Source organism: Streptomyces sp. NPDC016309 (genome assembly GCF_043077235.1).
Classification (GTDB): Bacteria; Actinomycetota; Actinomycetes; order Streptomycetales; family Streptomycetaceae; genus Streptomyces.
This window is the reverse complement of record NZ_JBIBSG010000008.1, coordinates 285508-302660: the sequence shown is the minus strand read 5'-3', so window position 1 is coordinate 302660 and position 17153 is coordinate 285508. Positions and strand designations below refer to the sequence as shown.

The following is a 17153-nucleotide window of genomic DNA, read 5'->3' as shown; positions in this document are numbered from 1 at the left end:
GTACCTGCGGCGGACGCCGCAGCGGACGTCCGCTGCGAGGCTTTCCGCACCGGGCCGCACCGGGCGGCCCGTGGAGGGAGAGACGTGATCGCCAAGCAGTCAGCCGTGCGCGGCGCCCGCCGGACGGCCTTATGGATGACCGCCACGACGCTCGTGGGGGCGACCCTGCTGACCGTCGCCCCGGCCGCCATGGCCGCCCCGTCCCCCGCGGCATCCGCCGCATCCGCCGCATCCGCCGCATCCGCCGGGCAGGGTGACCGGGTACACGGCACCGACCTGGGGCCGGAGCTCCGGGCACTGGTCGAGCGGGCCGGGGCGAGCGCCGCGCTCGGCGAGGTCCGGGACCGGGGGCGGGTCACGTGGCGGGGAGCGGCCGGCGCGGCCGACCTGCGGACGGGGGCGCCCGCCCGGGCGGACGGACGCTTCCGCATCGGCAGCGTCACCAAGACGTTCGTCGCCACGGTGGTGCTCCAGCTCGCGGCCGAGGGCCGCATCGGGCTCGACGACCCGGTGGAGCGGTATCTTCCCGGACCTCTCCCCCATGGGCGGAGCGTGACCGTCCGGCAGCTCCTCAACCACACCAGCGGCATCTACGACTACACCTCCGACCCGGAGTTCGCCCTGGAGGACGAGGCGGACGTACGCCGGTTCCTGGCGGAGGACCGGTGGCGGACGTACAGCCGCCGGCAGCTTCTCGACGCGGCCGACCGCCACGACCCGTACTTCGCGCCGGGCCAGGGCTGGAGGTACTCCAACACCAACTACGTGCTGGTGGGAATGATCGTGGAGAAGGTGACCGGCAGGACCTGGCAGCGGGAGGTGGAACGGCGGATCCTCCGCCCGCTGCGGCTGGACGGCACGGTCATGCCCGACACCTCGACGCGCATCCCGGGTCCGCACGCGAAGGGCTACTTCCCGCTGCCGGAGGGCCCGGCCGACGTCAGCCGGCTCAACCCCAGCGTGGCCGGCGCGGCCGGGGCCGGCATCTCCTCCACCCGTGACCTCAACCGGTTCCTGTCGGCACTGCTCGGCGGGCGGCTGCTGCCGGAGGCGCAGCTCGCGGAGCTGAAGCGGACCGTCCCCGCGCCCGAGCTGGGCGCCTCCTACGGGCTGGGGATCATCCGGTACGAGACGGCCTGCGGACCGGTGTGGGGCCACCCCGGCGGAATCGAGGGCTACTCCACGTTCCTCCTCGGTACCGAGGACGGGCGGCGCCAGGTGGCGCTGTCGGCCAACCCCTACGGGCCGGACGCCGGCGAAGGGGCGGTCACCGAGGAGCTGCTCGACAAGGCGCTGTGCGGCCCGGCCGAGCGGCCGGGGCGGACGCCCGCGTACGGTCATGCCGCCGACCGGGTGAGGTTGCGGTAGTCAACGGCCGGAAGCGGGGTATCCGGCGCTTCGGACAGCAGTCGCCACGGTTCGAAGGAGTCGCCACCATGCCCAGCAGCAGCCCCGCCACGACCACCACCGACGTCGTCGAGCTGATCCTCCGGGACCACCGCCGGATGGAGGAGCTGTTCCGGGCGATGCGCAACGTCCAGGCGGACCGTGCCGGGGCGCTCCAGGAGTTCGCCGCCCTCCTCGTGGCCCATGCCGAGGCGGAGGAGCGCGAGGTCTACCCGGCGCTGCGGCGCTACAAGAACGTGGACGACGAGGACGTCGAACACAGCGTCCACGAGCACCGGGAGGGCAACGAGGCCCTCCTGGCGCTGCTGGAGGTCGGGGACACCGGCTCCGAGGAGTGGGACGAGAAGCTGGAGGAGCTGGTCACGGCGGTGAACCACCACGCCGACGAGGAGGAGCGGACGCTCCTGAACGACGCGCGCGAGAACGTCGCGGCCGAGCGCCGCGCGGAACTCGGCGCGGCGTTCGAGGAGGCGCGGGCGCGGCTGCTCGCGGACGACTGCGGCAGCGTGGAGAACGTGCGCCGGCTGGTGGAGTCGTCCTCCGACTGATCCCCGGCCCCGAGCCGGCGCCCCCGGCTCCCCGCCGGCCACCGGGCCCGCGTCCCCGGCCCGGTCAGTCGCACCGCCCGGACGGTTCCCGCCGTCCGGGCGGTGCGGTCGTGCGGGCGGTGCGTGACCGGGCCGGACGGACGTACCCGCGACCCTAGAAGGCCGGGGGGCTGGCGATCGCGCGCGCGAGGACGTCGTCCAGGACGCGGGCGGTGGTCTCCACGTCGTACTTCGAGTTGTCGATGATCGGCAGGCCGGAGCCGTACCAGCCGGCCATCCGGCCGTGGATGCCGGCGACCTCCTCGTCGGAGAGGCGGCGGTTGCCGGACCGCTCGGCGTTGCGCTCCAGGACGATCTCCAGGCCCGGGAGGAGCACGACGGGCAGCAGGCCCGGCCCGACGTGCCGCTTCCAGCCGCCGAGGCCGACGACGGGCCGGTCGGGGAAGACGGCGTCGTCGAGGATGCAGGAGATGCCGTTGGCGAGGAAGTTCCGCGCGGCGAAGCCGCAGGTGCGCCGCGCGAGGCGGTATTGGGCCTCGGACTGGTCGTTCCAGCCGTCCTGGGGGTCGGCGAAGCCGGCGCGGACCCATTCGCGGACGTCGTCGAGGCTGATGTGGGCGGTCGGCACCCGGCGGTTGTTCGCCCAGTACCGGGCGACGGTCGTCTTGCCCGCGCCGGCCGGGCCTATGAGCAGGACGGCCAGGGTGGCGGCGCCCGTACCGCCGTGGTCGGCGGGCGGGGGCGGGGCCGGGGCGGCGACCGGGGCGCCGGGCGGGAGGTGGATGTGGCCCGTGGCGTCGCGCGGGGGCGCGCCCGGTGGCGTCCAGCCGGGCGGCACCGGCGCCGCGGGCGCGCCCGGTGGCGTCCAGCCGGGCGGCACCGGCGCCGCGGGGGCGGCCGGGGGCGCGGGTACCGGGGCCGCCGCGGGCGGGGCGGGCGGCCCCTGGGGCGGCGGCGGGCCCGGGTGGTGGGCGGCGGGCTGATTCATCCATCCGGTGGCTGCGTGCCCCGGGTGGTGGGGCGGCGGCAGCGGAGCCCCCACTGCATGCTGCATCCGGTGCCACTCCGTCTCGTGCGACTGACGCTGGTCGGGCGGCCGTTCGGATCGGCCGTTACCGAACCGTACCCTCCCCGGCCGCCGTTGGGTGAAACGGCCGGGGAGGTGGGGACGTGCCGGTCAGCCGGTGAGCTCGTCGGCGAGGGCGCGCAGGGCCAGCCGGTAGGAGCCGATGCCGAAGCCCGCGACGGTGCCGCTGGCGACCGCCGCGACGACGGAGGTGTGACGGAACTCCTCCCGCGCGTACGGGTTGGAGATGTGCACCTCGATGAGGGGGGCGGTGCGCTGGGCGGCCGCGTCCCTCATCCCGTACGAGTAGTGGGTGAAGGCGCCGGGGTTGATGACGACCGGGAGCGCCCCGTCGGCCGCCTCGTGCAGCCAGCGGATCATCTCGCCCTCGTCGTTCGTCTCGCGTACGTCGACGTCGAAGCCGAGTTCCTTGCCGAGGGCCCGGCAGGCGTCCACCAGGCCGGCGTAGGAGGTCGCGCCGTAGACGTCGGGCTCCCGCGAGCCGAGGCGGCCGAGGTTGGGGCCGTTGAGGACCAGCACTTTGCGGGTCACGCGGCGACCTCCCCGTAGGCCGCGACGAGGACGGCCGGGTCCGGGCCCTCGAGCACCGTGGGCTTGCCCAGCCCGTCGAGGACGATGAAGCGCAGCAGGTCGCCGCGGGACTTCTTGTCGACCTTCATGGTCTCCAGCAGCTTGGGCCACTGGTCGCCGCGGTAGGTGAGGGGCAGTCCGACGGACTCCAGGACGGCGCGGTGCCGGTCGGCGGTGGCGTCGTCGAGCCGTCCGGCGAGCCGGCCGAGTTCGGCGGCGAAGACCATGCCCACGGAGACCGCGGCGCCGTGGCGCCACTTGTAGCGCTCGTTCTTCTCGATGGCGTGGGCGAGGGTGTGACCGTAGTTGAGGATCTCACGCAGGCCGGATTCCTTCAGGTCGGACGAGACGACGTCCGCCTTGACCCGGATGGAGCGCTCGATGAGCTCGGCGGTGTGCGGACCCTGGGGCGTCCGCGCGGCGGCCGGGTCGGCCTCGATGAGGTCCAGGATCACCGGGTCGGCGATGAAACCGGCCTTGATGACCTCGGCCAGGCCGCTGACGTAGTCGTGGACGGGCAGCGAGTCCAGCGCGGCCAGGTCGCACAGGACGCCGGCCGGCGGGTGGAAGGCGCCGACCAGGTTCTTGCCCTCGGCGGTGTTGATGCCGGTCTTGCCGCCGACGGCCGCGTCCACCATCGCCAGGACGGTGGTGGGCACGGCGACCCAGCGCACCCCGCGCAGCCAGGTGGCCGCCACGAAACCGGCGAGGTCGGTGGTGGCTCCGCCGCCCACGCCGACGATCACGTCGGTGCGCGTGAAGCCGGTCTGCCCGAGCGCCTTCCAGCAGTACGCCGCTACCTCGGCCGTCTTGGCCTCCTCGGCGTTCGGCACCTGGATGGCGACCGCCTCGTATCCCTGGTCGGCGAGGTCGGCGCGCAGCGCCTCACCGGTCTCGGCGAGCGCCTCGGGGTGGATCACGGCGACGCGCTTGGCCTTGGGGCCGATGACGCCGGCGAGTTCGCCGAGCAGTTGCCGGCCGACCAGTACCTCGTACGGGTCGGTGCCGGCCGTGCCGCCGACCTGGATGCGGGTCACTGCCTGGTCAGTCACTTCTTCAGCTCCAGTGCGTCGAGGACCGCCTCGGCGACCTCTTCGGGGGTCTTGTCGTCGGTGGCGACCACCACCCGGGCGACTTCGGTGTACAGGTGGCGCCTGGCCTCCATCAGCTCGCGCCACTGACGGCGCGGGTTGACGGCGAGCAGCGGGCGGGCGGTGTTGAGGCCGACGCGCCGGACCGCCTCCTCGACGTCCATCGACAGGTAGGCGACCGGCAGCCCGGCGAGCAGTGCGCGGGTGCCGGCGTCGAGGACGGCGCCGCCGCCGAGGGCGAGGACGCCCCGGTGCTCGGCGACGGCGGTCCGGACGGCCTCGCGTTCGAGGGCGCGGAAGTGCTCCTCGCCGTCCTCGACGAAGATGTCCGAGATCTCGCGTCCCTCGGCGGCCACGATGTCGGCGTCGGTGTCCCGGTAGGGCGCGCCGAGCCGTTCGGCGAGCAGCGCGCCCACGGTGGACTTGCCGGAGCCCATCGGGCCGACCAGGACGATCAGCGGGCCGGTGCTCACCGGATGTGGAGGTTGTCGAGGTACGAGCGGACGTTGCGGCGGGTCTCCGTCACGCTGTCGCCGCCGAACTTCTCCGCGACCGCGTCGGCGAGGACGAGGGCCACCATGGCCTCGGCGACGATGCCGGCGGCCGGGACCGCGCAGACGTCGGAGCGCTGGTGGTGAGCGGCGGCTGCCTCGCCGGTGACGACGTCGACGGTCTTCAGCGCCCGGGGCACGGTCGCGATGGGCTTCATGGCGGCGCGGACGCGCAGCAGCTCGCCCGTGGTGAGGCCGCCTTCCGTACCGCCGGAGCGGCCGGAGGTGCGCCTGATGCCCTCGTCGGTGGCGACGATCTCGTCGTGCGCCTTGGAGCCGGGCACGCGGGCGAGGTCGAACCCGTCGCCGACCTCGACGCCCTTGATGGCCTGGATACCCATCAGGGCGGCGGCCAGGCGGGCGTCCAGGCGCCGGTCCCAGTGGACGTGCGAGCCGAGGCCGACGGGTACGTCGTAGGCGAGGACCTCGACGACGCCGCCGAGGGTGTCGCCGTCCTTGTGGGCCTGGTCGATCTCGGCGACCATCGCCTCCGAGGCGTCGGCGTCCAGGCAGCGCACCGGGTCGGCGTCCAGCTTCTCGACGTCGGCCGGGGTCGGGTACACGCCGTAGGGGGCCTTCGCGGCGGCCAGCTCCACGACGTGCGACACGATCTCGATGCCGGCGGTCTCCTTGAGGTACGAGCGGGCGACCGCGCCCAGCGCGACGCGGGCCGCGGTCTCGCGGGCGCTGGCCCGCTCCAGGACCGGCCGGGCCTCGTCGAAGCCGTACTTCTGCATGCCGGCCAGGTCGGCGTGGCCGGGGCGGGGCCGGGTCAGCGGGGCGTTGCGGGCCAGTTCGGCGAGCTCGGCCGGGTCGACCGGGTCGGCCGACATGACCTTCTCCCACTTGGGCCACTCGGTGTTGCCGACCATCACGGCGACGGGCGAGCCCATGGTCAGGCCGTGGCGTACGCCGCCGAGGAAGGTCACCTCGTCGCGCTCGAACTTCATCCGCGCACCGCGCCCATAGCCGAGGCGCCGACGGGCCAGGTGGTCCGCCACCATCTCCGTGGTGATCGGGACGCCGGCGGGAAGGCCCTCCAGCGTCGCCACCAGTGCGGGGCCGTGCGACTCCCCCGCGGTCAGCCAGCGCAACCTGCTCAACGGTGCTCCTCATGCTCGCGCCTCGACTGCGACGGCGCGACCGGGTGCGCGGCCCTGGCCCGCCTCCCCCGATCCTCCCATGTCCGGGGGGCGCCCCGGTGTCCGGTCCAGCACGCGGACATCCGGTCCGTCAGGCGGACACCCCCTGGGCGGCCCGGCGCACGGACTCCCCGGACGGGCCGGAGCCGACCGGCGCCTGGGCCACCCCGGGCACCCCGGAGCGGACCGGCGCGCACGGGCCGGGGCGGACCGGGCGGGGCGCTACCCGGCGGCCAGGGCCCGCTCCCCGGCGGCCCGCATGGCGGCCATCGGGGCGGGCGTGCGCCCGGTCATCTGTTCCACCTGGAGGACGGCCTGGTGGACGAGCAGGTCCAGCCCGCCGACCACGCCGCCGCCGCGCGCGGACCAGGCGGCCGCCAGGGCGGTGGGCCAGGGGTCGTACAGCACGTCGAAGAGGGTGCCGGGCCGGGCGGGCACCCCGGCGGCGAGCGCGTCGGTGGTCCCGGCGGGCGTGGTGGCGACCACCAGCGGCGCCGCCAGGCCCTCGGCCGCGCGTGACCAGTCGGCGGTACGGACCGGGACGCCGAGCCGCTCGCCCCAGCCGCGCATCTCGGCGGCGCGGGCCTCGCTGCGCACATAGGCGGTGACGGGGCCGGTGCAGACGCGGGACAGCGCGGCGAGCGCGGAGGACGCGGTGGCGCCCGCGCCGAGCACCGTGGCGGACTCCACCGTCTCCACGCCCCGCTCCCGCAGCGCGGCGACCATGCCGGGGATGTCGGTGTTGTCGCCCAGGCGGCGGCCGTCCTCGGTGAACACCACCGTGTTGACGGCCTCGACGGCGGCGGCCGTGGCGGTGACCTCGTCGAGCAACGGGATCACGGCCCGCTTGAGCGGCATGGTCAGGGACAGCCCGGCCCAGGACGCGTCCAGCCCCTCCAGGAAAGCGGGGAGCCGGGCCTCGTCCACTTCGTGCCTGCCGTACGACCAGTCGGTGAGGCCGAGTTCCGCGTAGGCGGCGCGGTGCAGCACCGGGGAGAGGGAGTGGGCGATGGGCGACCCGAGTACGGCGGCGCGCTTCGCTGTGCTCACTGGCCGGACTTCTCCCGTTCCTTCTCGTACTGCTCGACGTTCCGGTTGTGTTCCTCGTTCGTCACCGAGAAGACGGTCTTCTCCTCGTTGATCGAGACGAAGTAGTACCAGGGGCCGGGAGTCGGCTTCAGCGCGGAATTGATGGCGTCGACGCCCGGATTGCTGATGGGGCCGGGCGTGAGGCCCTTGATGTCATAGGTGTTGTACGGATCGTCGATCTTCCGGAGATCGGCGACCGTACCGACGTCAAGGGTGCTTTCTTCCTTGATGTAGTTGATCGTGGAGTCGAATTCGAGCCGGCCGACCGTCTCCAGGTTGTTGGGCTTGAGCCGGTTGTAGACGACCCGGGCGACCTTGTCGAAGTCGCGCTTGTACTTGCCCTCGACCTGGACCATGCTCGCGACGGTCAGCAGTTCCCAGGGCCCCTTGAGGCCGAGGGAGGTGGCCTTCGTCTCGATGTCGAGCTTCGCGTATTCGGCGTTCGCCCGGGCGACCATCTTCTTGAGGACGTCCTCCGGCTTGGTGCCCTTCGCCACCGGATAGCTGGCCGGGAAGAGGAATCCCTCCAGCGGGTCCTTGAGGTCGGGGTGGTTGGTCGCCCAGGCCGGCAGCCCGAGGGTCTTCGCCTTGGCCAGGGCGACCGATTTCGTCGTGCCCGGCTTCAGTTCGAGCTTCTTGTCGATCTGCGCGTAGACGTAGGCGCTCCGCTTGCCTTCCGGAATGGTCAGCGCGTTCCGGTTCGCGGGATCGAGCATGGCTTCGACGGCGCTGGCGGCGGACATGCCCTTCTTGAGCGTGTAGACGCCGTCCTGGATGCTCTTGCCGTCGGGGTTCTTCTCCTGGGCGGAGACGAAGGCACCCTGGCTCTTGACCACACCGTTCTTGACGAGCAGCGCGGCGATCTCGTAGCCGCCCGCGCCCTTGGGGATCTCCACCTGGACGGTCTCGCCGGTGCCGTCGCCGGTGAAGTCGGGGGCGGGGCCGAACTGCCCCTGCCAGAACTGGTAGCCGAAGTAGCCGACACCGCCCGCGCCGCCCGCCATGACCAGGGCGACGACCAGGCAGGCCAGTCCGTTGCGGCTCTTCTTCTTCTGCTGCTTGCCGCCCCGGCGGCCCGGCCCGCCGCCGCCGCGCCGCGATCCGGCGGCCTCGTCGTCGTGGCCGTCGTCCTCGTCGCCGTCGTCGGCGCCGTCCGAGAAGAACGGGTGGCTCTCCTCCTCCGGCTCCTGTTCCGGTTCCCGGCGCTCCGGTTCCGGTTCGGCCCGCCGCCGGCCGGGCGGCTGCGGCGGCGGGTACGCCTCGGGCGTGCCGTACAGGTCGGGTCCCTGGGCGCCGTACGGGTCGGCCGGGGCCGCCGCGCCGTAGGGCATGGCGGTCTGCTGGCCGGTGTCCCAGCCTCCGGTGTCGTACGGCTGCCCCCCGTAGGTCTGCCCCGCGTAGGCCTGCTGCGGGTAGGACTGCTGGGGGTGGCCGTGCTGCGGATGCCCCTGCTGGGGCGGGTACTGCTCGGCCTGGGGCTGCTGGGGGTGCGCCTGCTGCGGAGGGACCTGCGGGCCCTGGTACTCCTGCCCGCCCTGGTACTGCTGGTCGCCGTAACCCTGCTGCGGCTGCTGCTGGTACGGGTCCTGCTCGTTCCCGTACGGCGTCTGCTGGTAGTAGGCCTGCTGACCTTCCCACCCCTGGTGCCCGTGGGCCGGGTCCTCGGGGTGCCACGGTTCGGAGCCGGGGCTCCGGCCATACTCAGTCATCGATCCCCAAACAGCCGCGAGGCTTCCGGACGATCCGCCTCTACGTCGCGCGGCGGCGGTTCTGTTCGAACACCACCGCATCGCGCGGAACGTTACCGTATCGCGATCAGATGACCACTTCGACGCTCTCCCCGGGCGGATTACCCGATACCCGTTCGGACTCAAGAGCGTTCTGAAGGATGATCACAGCGGCCGCCTGATCGATGACAGAACGGCCCTTTTTGGACTTCACGCCCGACGCGCGGAGCCCCTGACCCGCCGTCACTGTGGTCATCCTCTCGTCCACCAGTCGTACGGGGACGGGGGCGACGCCCCGGGCGAGCTCCTGGGCGAAGGCGCGGACCTTGACCGCGGCCGGGCCCTCGCCCCCACTGAGGGAGCGAGGCAGCCCGACCACGAGTTCGATCGGTTCGTACTCCTCGGTGAGCTGCTTCAACCGCCGGTGGGCGGCCGGGACGTCACGTCCCGGCACGGTCTCCACCGGTGTGGCGAGCACCCCGTCGGGGTCGCACGAGGCGACCCCGATCCGGGCGTCCCCGACGTCGATCGCGAGCCGGCGGCCCCGTCTCATCAGACGGTGTCCGCGACGAGACGCTCGACGGCGGCCAGGGCGTCGCCGATGGCCTCCGGGTTCTGGCCGCCGCCCTGGGCGACGTCCGGCTTGCCGCCACCGCCGCCGCCGAGGGTCTTGGCGGCCGTGCGGACCAGGTCGCCGGCCTTGAGCCCGCGCTCACGGGCGGCCTCGTTGGTGGCGATGACCGTCAGCGGGCGGCCGTTGGCGGTGGTGAACAGGGCCACCACGGCCGGGCGGTCGCCCGGGATGCGGCCGCGCACGTCCAGGACCAGCTTGCGGAGGTCGTCGGCGGAGGTGCCGTCGGGGACCTGGCCGGTCACCAGGGCCACGCCGCGCACGTCCTGGGCGCCCTGGGCCAGCCCGGCGGCGGCCTGGAGCACCTTCTCGGCGCGGAACTTCTCGATCTCCTTCTCGGCGTCCTTCAGCTTGGCGAGCATGCCGGAGATCTTCTCGGGAAGCTCCTCGGGACGGCCCTTGACCAGCTCCTGGAGCTGGGCGACGACCGTGTGCTCCCTGGCCAGGAAGTTGTAGGCGTCGACGCCGACGAGGGCCTCGATACGGCGCACACCGGAGCCGATCGACGACTCGCCCAGCAGCTTCACCAGACCGAGCTGGGCGGTGTTGTGGACGTGCGTACCGCCGCACAGCTCCTTGGAGAAGTCGCCGATGGTGACGACGCGGACCCTCTCGCCGTACTTCTCGCCGAACTCGGCGATGGCGCCCTGCCGCTTGGCCTCGTCGATGGGCATGACCTCGGCGTGCACGTCCAGCTCGCGGGCCAGCACCTCGTTGATCTTCTGCTCCACGTCGGTCATCACCGTCTGCGGAACGGCGGACGGGGAGCCGAAGTCGAAGCGGAACCGGCCGGGCTGGTTCTCGGAACCGGCCTGGGCGGCCGTGGGGCCGAGGGCGTCACGCAGCGCCTGGTGGGTGAGGTGCGTGGCGCTGTGGGCGCGGGCGATGGCCCGGCGGCGCCGGACGTCGATCGTGGCGTAGGCGGTGGCGCCCACGGTCACCTCGCCGACCTGCACCGATCCCTTGTGGACGGAGACGCCCGGGACCGGCTGCTGGACGTCGCGCACCTCGATGACGGCACCGCTGTGCAGCCGGATGCGGCCGGTGTCGGCGATCTGGCCGCCGCCCTCGGCGTAGAACGGCGTGCGGTCGAGGACGACCTCGATCTCGTCGCCCTCGGTGGCGGCCGGCGAGGGGACGCCGTTGACCAGCAGGCCGACGACGGTCGTCTCGCCCTCGGTGTTGGTGTAGCCGACGAACTCGGTGGCACCGGAGGTGTCGGCGATCTCCCGGTAGGCGGAGACGTCGGCGTGGCCGGTCTTCTTGGCGCGGGCGTCCGCCTTGGCGCGGTCCCGCTGCTCCTGCATCAGGCGGCGGAAGCCGGCCTCGTCCACGGAGAGGCCCTGCTCGGCGGCCATCTCCAGGGTGAGGTCGATGGGGAAGCCCCACGTGTCGTGGAGCAGGAACGCCTTGTCGCCGGGCAGGACCGTGCCGCCGCCGGCCTTGGTCTCGGTCACGGCGGTGTCGAGGATGTTGGTGCCGCCCTTGAGGGCCTTGAGGAAGGCGGCCTCCTCGGCGAGGGCGACGGTCTCGATGCGCTTGCGGTCGGTCTCCAGTTCGGGGTACTGCTCGCCCATCGTCCGGATGACCGTGTCGACGAGCTCGCCGACGACCGGGCCGGTGGCGCCCAGCAGGCGCATGTTGCGGACGGCGCGGCGCATGATGCGGCGCAGCACGTAGCCACGGCCCTCGTTGCCGGGGGTGACGCCGTCACCGATGAGCATCACGGAGGTGCGCATGTGGTCGGCGACCACGCGCAGCGAGACGTCGCTCCCGTGGGCCTGGCCGTACCGCACACCGGTGAGTTCGGTGGCCTTGTCGATGACGACCTTCAGGGTGTCGGTCTCGTACATGTTCTGTACGCCCTGGAGGATCATCGCCAGGCGCTCCAGGCCGAGACCCGTGTCGATGTTCTTGCTCGGCAGGTCACCGAGGATCTCGAAGTCCTCCTTCGAGGTGCCCTCGCCCCGCTCGTACTGCATGAAGACCAGGTTCCAGATCTCCACGTACCGCTCGTCGTTGACGGCCGGGCCGCCCTCGACGCCGAACTCGGGGCCGCGGTCGTAGTTGATCTCGGAGCAGGGTCCGCAGGGGCCGGGGACGCCCATGGACCAGAAGTTGTCCTTCTTGCCCAGGCGCTGGATGCGCTCGGCGGGCACGCCCACGACGTCGCGCCAGATCTGCTCGGCCTCGTCGTCGTCCTGGTAGACGGTGATCCACAGCTTCTCCGGGGCCAGACCGTAGCCGCCGTGCTCGACGGAGGTGGTCAGCAGCTCCCAGGCGAGCTTGATGGCGCCTTCCTTGAAGTAGTCGCCGAAGGAGAAGTTGCCGCACATCTGGAAGAAGGTGCCGTGCCGGGTGGTCTTGCCGACCTCCTCGATGTCCGGCGTGCGCACGCACTTCTGGACGCTGGAGGCGCGGGTGTACGGCGGCTTCTCCTCACCGAGGAAGAAGGGCTTGAACGGCACCATGCCGGCGTTGACCAGGAGCAGAGTCGGGTCGTCCGCGATGAGCGACGCCGAAGGGACGACGGTGTGCCCGCGCTCCTCGAAGAAGCTCAGCCAGCGGCGGCGGATTTCAGCCGACTCCATCAGTGGTCCTCATTCCGGTTGTACGAGTGGTTGTCGGGGTACGGACGGCGGGCGCCGTCCCGGGGGCTGTCCAGGGCGGCGCGGCGCGGCGCCGGCAGCGCCGGGTCGTCGGCGGGCGCCTCGATGCCGAGGGCCTCGCCCAGTTCGGCCTCGCGCTGGAGCATGCCCGCGCGGACGTCGAGTGCGAACTCCTTGAGCCGGTGGCCGGTCTCGACCGCCTTGTCGGCGGCCTGGGCGGCGAGGCTCTCGGGGGTCAGCCGCTTGAGCTTGCGGTTGACCTTGGTGGTGGCCCACACGCCGGCTGCGGCGCCCGCGGTGAACCAGAAAGCACGGCGGAACATCCCTTGCGTCAGCCCTTCCGCTTCCGGCCCCTGGCGCCCGGCACCGTACGGCCGACGATCACCGTACGCCGGGGCTGCTCGGCCGGCCTGTCGTTCTTGTTCCGGCTCATCGCCCGGCGCACGCCGTAGCCGAACGCCGCGACCTTGACGAGCGGTCCGCCGAAGGTGGAGGCGACCGTCGTGGAGAGCGCGGAGGCGTTGGAGGTGACTTCCTGGACGTCCGACGCGATCGCGTCGACCCGGTCGAGCTGCGTCTGCGCGGAGCGCACCGTCGCGGAGGCGTCGGCCAGCAGCGGGACCGCCTGCTCGGTCACCTCGGCCACGAGTCGGGTGGTCGCCCTGAGCGTCTGGGCCAGCCTCACCAGCACCACGGCCAGGAAGGAGACCAGGATCGCCCAGAAGACGGCGACCAGAATCCCGGCAACCTCTCCACCGGTCACTGCGCACCGCTCTCTGCTCGTCGGTCGTCGGACGTCGCACGTCGGGTGTCGAACGTCGTGAAAGTCGTTCTCCGAGCCTATCGCGCCGATGCTGGCTCCCCGTACCGCATTAGGGGCGTCCGGAGCCGGAGTTGTGCGGTCCGATTGCACGCAGCGCGTTCCTCTGAGTACGCTCCGTGTTCCATGTGTTCCAAGCGACGGGCCGTCTTCCGGCGGAGCTGAACCGGTTCGTCGGACGTGAGGGCGAACTCGCCGAAGTGGAGCGGTTGCTGGCCCGGTTCCGGCTCGTCACGGTGACCGGCGTGGGAGGGGTGGGCAAGACCCGGCTGGCGCTCACCCTCGGCGGTCTGGTGGGCCAGTCCGTGGTGCTGCGGGAGGAGACCCCCGCGGGCATGCGCTACCGGCTGCTGGACACCGTCCGGGCGTACGGCGCCCAGTGGCTGGCCGCGCTGGGCGACGAGGAGCGGATGCGGCGGCGGCACCGTGACTGGTACATGGGCCTGGCCACCTGGTGCGAGGTGGAGTGGTTCAGCCCGCGCCAGGCCGAGGTGGCGGCCTGCGCCGACGGCGCGCCGCCCGATCTGCGGGCCGCCCTGGAGCTGTGCCTGGAGGTGCCGGACGAGGCGCACCTGGCGCAGCACCTGGCCGCGAAGCTGGGCGCGGAGCGGTTCCGGGCGTACGTGGCGGAGGGCGGGGCGCTGTCGCTGGACGCGGCGGTGGAGCGCGCGCTGTCGGGCCGGCCCTGCGCGGGTGCCCCGGAGGGCGGCGGGGCGGCGGCGTGCCGTGCGGGCCGCTGCGGGTGCGTCGGGGGCGGGAGGCCTCCGGGCGGGGCGCCTCCGGGCCCGGCGCCTCGGGACCGGCGGTCGTGAGGGCGCCGGCCGGGCCTGCCGCGGCCGCGTGCGGAAACGAGCCCGCGCGGCCCGCCGTCCGCCCCCCCGTCCGGCCGGCGATCGCGGGCGGAAACGCCGGAGCCCGCCGCTCCCCGGAGGGAACGGCGGGCTCGGTGCACGCGTGAGCGTTACACCCGGGTCAGCGGGCGTAGTACTCGACGACCAGCTGCTCGTCGCAGATGACCGGGATTTCCTTGCGGTTCGGCTCGCGGTCCAGGCGGAAGGCCAGGGCCTTCAGGTTGACCTGGAGGTAGCGGGGGGTCTCGCCGTCGGGGGCGAAGCCACCCTCACGGGCCACCTGGAACAGGCTCTTGCTGCGGCTGCGCTCGCGGACCATCACGACGTCGTCGGGACGGACGCGGAACGACGGCTTGTCGACCTTGCCACCGTTGACCTCGATGTGGCCGTGGACGACCATCTGGCGGGCCTGGTAGATGGTGCGGGCGATGCCCGAACGCAGGACCAGGGCGTCGAGACGACGCTCCAGCTCGACGACCAGCGCCTCGCCCGTCTTGCCCTCGGCCTTCTTGGCGCGGTCGTAGGCGCGCGCCATCTGGCGCTCGCTGATGTCGTACTGCGCACGCAGACGCTGCTTCTCGAGCAGACGGACCTTGTAGTCCGAGTTCTGCTTGCGGCCACGGCCGTGCTCGCCCGGCGGGTAGGGGCGGGCCTCGAAGTACTTGACGGCCTTCGGCGTCAGCGCGATACCGAGCGCACGGGACTTCTTGACCTTGGGACGCGACTGGTTAGGCACGTTCTCCAGACCTCCGAATAGGTTAGGTTAGGCTTACCTTAATCAAGGAGATCGCATGTCGAGCCCTGGGAACACCACGCGCATCACAGACAGCAGCACAAAGAGCGACGCTCCTGCTTCGCAGAGCGCCGATGTGACGGAGGTCCGATCAGCTCATGGTCAGCCGCGTCCCAGCGGGCTTGAAATCGCGCGGATGCCGTCAGCAGCCGAGCGCACACGAACTCTCGTACAGAGTACATGCTCCGCGGTGCTCATCCTCCCGGGGGCGGACGAGGCCCGGCCCGACGAGCTGATGCCGGGCGCGCGCTCGGTGGGACCCGACGGGGCGGTCCACCTGCTGTTCCCGGCCGCATCCCCGGCCGTGCGGGCCGCCACGCACGCCCAGGACCACGACCTGCCGGCCGTGCTGGAGCTCACGGACGTCGCCCCGGTCGCCGTCCCCAACCGTGTGCGCGGCCGGGCCTGGGCCTCCGGATGGCTGACGTGCGCGCCCGGCCACGGGGAGCCCGGGACGACGACACTGCGCCTGGAGGTCGGCGAGCTGTACGTCGACGACCTGTGGGGCGACGCCGCGGTGGGCGCCGAGGAGTTCGCCCGGGCCGAGCCGGACCCGCTCATCGCGTACGAGACCGAGGTGCTCCAGCACCTCGCCGCCGCCCACGACGACCACGTCCAGGGCCTGGGCGCACTGCTCGGACGGCGGGCCGGCGTCCGGCGCGTGGTGCCGCTCGCGCTGGACCGGTTCGGACTGCGGGTGCGGTGCCGGGAGGAGACGGGGGGCTGCTTCGACGCCCGCTTCGACTTCCCCGAGCCCGTGCGGGATGTCCACGGGCTGCGGCGGGCGATGCGCGCGCTGTTCGAAGCGGCCGGCTAGGGCGTGCGGGACGCCGTCGGCCGGACACCCCCTAGGGCGTTCCCTCGCCGCGGAGCCGCTCCCGCACCTTCTCCACCACGTCCGCGTACCGCGCCTCCGCGCCGTACCGCGTGGGTTCGTAGTAGCGCCTGCCGTGGATCTCGTCGGGCGCGTACTGCTGGGCCGCGATGCCGCCCGGGACGTCGTGCGGGTACACGTACCCCTGGGCGTGGCCGAGCTTGGCGGCGCCCTTGTAGTGGCCGTCGCGCAGATGGGGCGGGACGGGGCCGGCCAGGCCGTTGCGCACGTCCGCCCGGGCGGCGCTGATCGCGGTGGTCGCGGCGTTCGACTTGGGGGCCAGGGCGAGGGCGATCGTGGCGTGGCTGAGGGTGAGGGCCGCCTCCGGGAAGCCGATCATGGCGACCGCCTGGGCGGCCGCGACCGCGAGGGGAAGCGCGGTGGGGTCCGCGAGCCCGATGTCCTCACTGGCGGAGATCATCAGACGGCGGGCGATGAAGCGGGGGTCCTCACCGGCCTCGATCATCCGCGCCAGGTAGTGCAGGGCCGCGTCGACGTCGGAGCCCCGGATGGACTTGATCAGGGCGCTGGCCACGTCGTAGTGCTGGTCGCCGTCCCGGTCGTACGTCACCGCGGCACGGTCCACCGTCTCCTCGAGGGTGGCGAGGGTGATCTCCGGTTCGCCCTTGGCGAGGGCCGCTCCGGCCGCCGCCTCCAGGGCGGTCAGCGCCCGGCGGGCGTCACCGCCCGCGATGCGCAGCAGGTGCGCCACCGCGTCGTCCGGCAGGGTCACCGCGCCGCCCAGACCGCGCTCGTCGGTGAGCGCGCGCTCCAGCAGTCCCCGCACGTCGGTGTCGGTGAGCGGCTCCAGGGTGAGGAGCAGCGAGCGCGACAGCAGCGGGGAGATCACCGAGAAGTACGGGTTCTCGGTGGTGGCGGCGATGAGGGTGACCCAGCGGTTCTCCACGGCCGGGAGCAGCGAGTCCTGCTGAGCCTTGCTGAAGCGGTGGATCTCGTCGAGGAAGAGCACCGTCTCCTTGCCGAAACCGCCGGCCGCCCGCCGGGCGCCGTCGATGACCGCCCGGACCTCCTTGACGCCCGCCGTGATCGCGGACAGCTCCACGAACCGCTTGTTGGTCGCCTTGGAGACGACGTACGCAAGGGTCGTCTTACCGGTGCCGGGCGGGCCCCAGAGGATCACGGAGGACGCTCCGGCGGGCCCGCCCGCGCCCTCGCCGACCAGTCGGCGCAAGGGGGATCCGGGCTTCAGCAGGTGCTGCTGGCCGACGACTTCGTCGAGGGTGCGCGGACGCATCCGGACGGCCAGGGGGCTGCTGGACGGGTCCTTCTCCTGGCGTTCCTCGGCTGCGGCGGTAAAGAGGTCGGGCTCCACACCGTGAAGCCTATGTCAGGCCACTGACAC

General features: G+C 72.8%; 16 protein-coding genes and 1 pseudogene. 4 read left to right on the top strand and 13 right to left on the bottom strand.

Annotated features, from left to right (window positions below; all coding sequences use genetic code 11):
• The first annotated feature begins 84 nt into the window (after positions 1–84).
• Both ACF068_RS22030 and ACF068_RS22025 read left to right on the top strand, forming a co-directional pair.
• Positions 85–1368, top strand: a complete 1284-nt coding sequence (locus tag ACF068_RS22030) for a serine hydrolase domain-containing protein (protein WP_392275963.1) — start codon at positions 85–87, stop codon at positions 1366–1368.
• A 68-nt stretch (positions 1369–1436) separates the two neighbouring features.
• A complete protein-coding gene (locus ACF068_RS22025; RefSeq protein WP_392275962.1) occupies positions 1437–1955 on the top strand; it encodes a hemerythrin domain-containing protein in 519 nt (172 codons plus the stop codon).
• 154 nt (positions 1956–2109) lie between these two features.
• On the opposite strand, the gene ACF068_RS22020 is transcribed toward ACF068_RS22025, so the two are convergent.
• The 11 genes from ACF068_RS22020 to ACF068_RS21970 all read right to left on the bottom strand — a co-directional run bounded on the left by ACF068_RS22020 (position 2110) and on the right by ACF068_RS21970 (position 13215).
• On the bottom strand, positions 2110–3009 hold the full coding sequence (locus tag ACF068_RS22020) for a Pro-rich N-terminal domain-containing protein (RefSeq protein ID WP_392275961.1): 900 nt from the start codon (positions 3007–3009) through the stop codon (positions 2110–2112).
• A 123-nt stretch (positions 3010–3132) separates the two neighbouring features.
• Entirely contained in the window at positions 3133–3573 is a 441-nt protein-coding gene (gene aroQ, locus ACF068_RS22015; protein WP_392275960.1) for a type II 3-dehydroquinate dehydratase, read from the bottom strand.
• A complete protein-coding gene (gene aroB / locus ACF068_RS22010) occupies positions 3570–4664 on the bottom strand; it encodes a 3-dehydroquinate synthase (RefSeq protein WP_392275959.1) in 1095 nt (364 codons plus the stop codon). Before aroB ends, aroQ begins: the two co-directional genes overlap by 4 nt.
• Positions 4661–5176, bottom strand: coding sequence for a shikimate kinase (locus ACF068_RS22005; RefSeq protein WP_392275958.1), 516 nt, complete (start codon positions 5174–5176; stop codon positions 4661–4663). The genes aroB and ACF068_RS22005 overlap by 4 nt, the downstream gene beginning before the upstream one ends.
• Positions 5173–6357: a chorismate synthase gene (aroC, locus tag ACF068_RS22000; protein ID WP_392275957.1), complete on the bottom strand. Its 1185-nt coding sequence runs from the start codon at positions 6355–6357 to the stop codon at positions 5173–5175. The genes ACF068_RS22005 and aroC overlap by 4 nt, the downstream gene beginning before the upstream one ends.
• Positions 6358–6618: 261 nt before the next feature.
• Entirely contained in the window at positions 6619–7446 is an 828-nt protein-coding gene (locus tag ACF068_RS21995) for a shikimate dehydrogenase (RefSeq protein WP_392275956.1), read from the bottom strand.
• Positions 7443–9194, bottom strand: coding sequence for an endolytic transglycosylase MltG (gene mltG, locus ACF068_RS21990; RefSeq protein ID WP_392275955.1), 1752 nt, complete (start codon positions 9192–9194; stop codon positions 7443–7445). The genes ACF068_RS21995 and mltG overlap by 4 nt, the downstream gene beginning before the upstream one ends.
• Positions 9195–9300: 106 nt before the next feature.
• Positions 9301–9765: a Holliday junction resolvase RuvX gene (gene ruvX, locus ACF068_RS21985; protein WP_392275954.1), complete on the bottom strand. Its 465-nt coding sequence runs from the start codon at positions 9763–9765 to the stop codon at positions 9301–9303.
• Positions 9765–12434 (bottom strand): alanine--tRNA ligase, encoded by a 2670-nt coding sequence (gene alaS, locus ACF068_RS21980; protein ID WP_392275953.1) that lies wholly within the window; start codon positions 12432–12434, stop codon positions 9765–9767. Before alaS ends, ruvX begins: the two co-directional genes overlap by 1 nt.
• Complete coding sequence (locus ACF068_RS21975; protein ID WP_392275952.1) at positions 12434–12775, bottom strand: DUF6167 family protein; 342 nt, start codon at positions 12773–12775, stop codon at positions 12434–12436. The genes alaS and ACF068_RS21975 overlap by 1 nt, the downstream gene beginning before the upstream one ends.
• Before the next feature lie 8 nt (positions 12776–12783).
• Positions 12784–13215 (bottom strand): DUF948 domain-containing protein, encoded by a 432-nt coding sequence (locus ACF068_RS21970; protein WP_064068038.1) that lies wholly within the window; start codon positions 13213–13215, stop codon positions 12784–12786.
• 338 nt (positions 13216–13553) lie between these two features.
• Here ACF068_RS21970 and ACF068_RS21965 point away from each other — a divergent pair.
• Positions 13554–13871, top strand: a pseudogene (locus tag ACF068_RS21965) (regulator); the annotation flags it as partial.
• 373 nt (positions 13872–14244) lie between these two features.
• Here the strand turns inward: ACF068_RS21965 and rpsD are convergent.
• Complete coding sequence (rpsD, locus tag ACF068_RS21960; RefSeq protein ID WP_126884528.1) at positions 14245–14859, bottom strand: 30S ribosomal protein S4; 615 nt, start codon at positions 14857–14859, stop codon at positions 14245–14247.
• 193 nt (positions 14860–15052) lie between these two features.
• Between rpsD and ACF068_RS21955 the strand changes: the two genes are divergently transcribed.
• Positions 15053–15733 (top strand): DUF2470 domain-containing protein, encoded by a 681-nt coding sequence (locus tag ACF068_RS21955; RefSeq protein WP_392275951.1) that lies wholly within the window; start codon positions 15053–15055, stop codon positions 15731–15733.
• Positions 15734–15764: 31 nt separating this feature from the next.
• Here the strand turns inward: ACF068_RS21955 and ACF068_RS21950 are convergent, their stop codons facing one another.
• Positions 15765–17123, bottom strand: a complete 1359-nt coding sequence (locus ACF068_RS21950) for a replication-associated recombination protein A (RefSeq protein ID WP_392275950.1) — start codon at positions 17121–17123, stop codon at positions 15765–15767.
• Positions 17124–17153: the final 30 nt, after the last annotated feature.

Bases quoted from the DNA above. Each gene is read 5' to 3' on its own strand.
- ACF068_RS22025 (WP_392275962.1), top strand. From the start codon at position 1,437: ATGCCCAGCAGCAGCCCCGCCACGACCACCACCGACGTCGTCGAGCTG.
- ACF068_RS22020 (WP_392275961.1), bottom strand. From the start codon at position 3,009: ATGCAGCATGCAGTGGGGGCTCCGCTGCCGCCGCCCCACCACCCGGGG.
- mltG (WP_392275955.1), bottom strand. From the start codon at position 9,194: ATGACTGAGTATGGCCGGAGCCCCGGCTCCGAACCGTGGCACCCCGAG.
- ruvX (WP_392275954.1), bottom strand. From the start codon at position 9,765: ATGAGACGGGGCCGCCGGCTCGCGATCGACGTCGGGGACGCCCGGATC.
- alaS (WP_392275953.1), bottom strand. From the start codon at position 12,434: ATGGAGTCGGCTGAAATCCGCCGCCGCTGGCTGAGCTTCTTCGAGGAG.
- ACF068_RS21975 (WP_392275952.1), bottom strand. From the start codon at position 12,775: ATGTTCCGCCGTGCTTTCTGGTTCACCGCGGGCGCCGCAGCCGGCGTG.
- ACF068_RS21955 (WP_392275951.1), top strand. From the start codon at position 15,053: ATGCCGTCAGCAGCCGAGCGCACACGAACTCTCGTACAGAGTACATGC.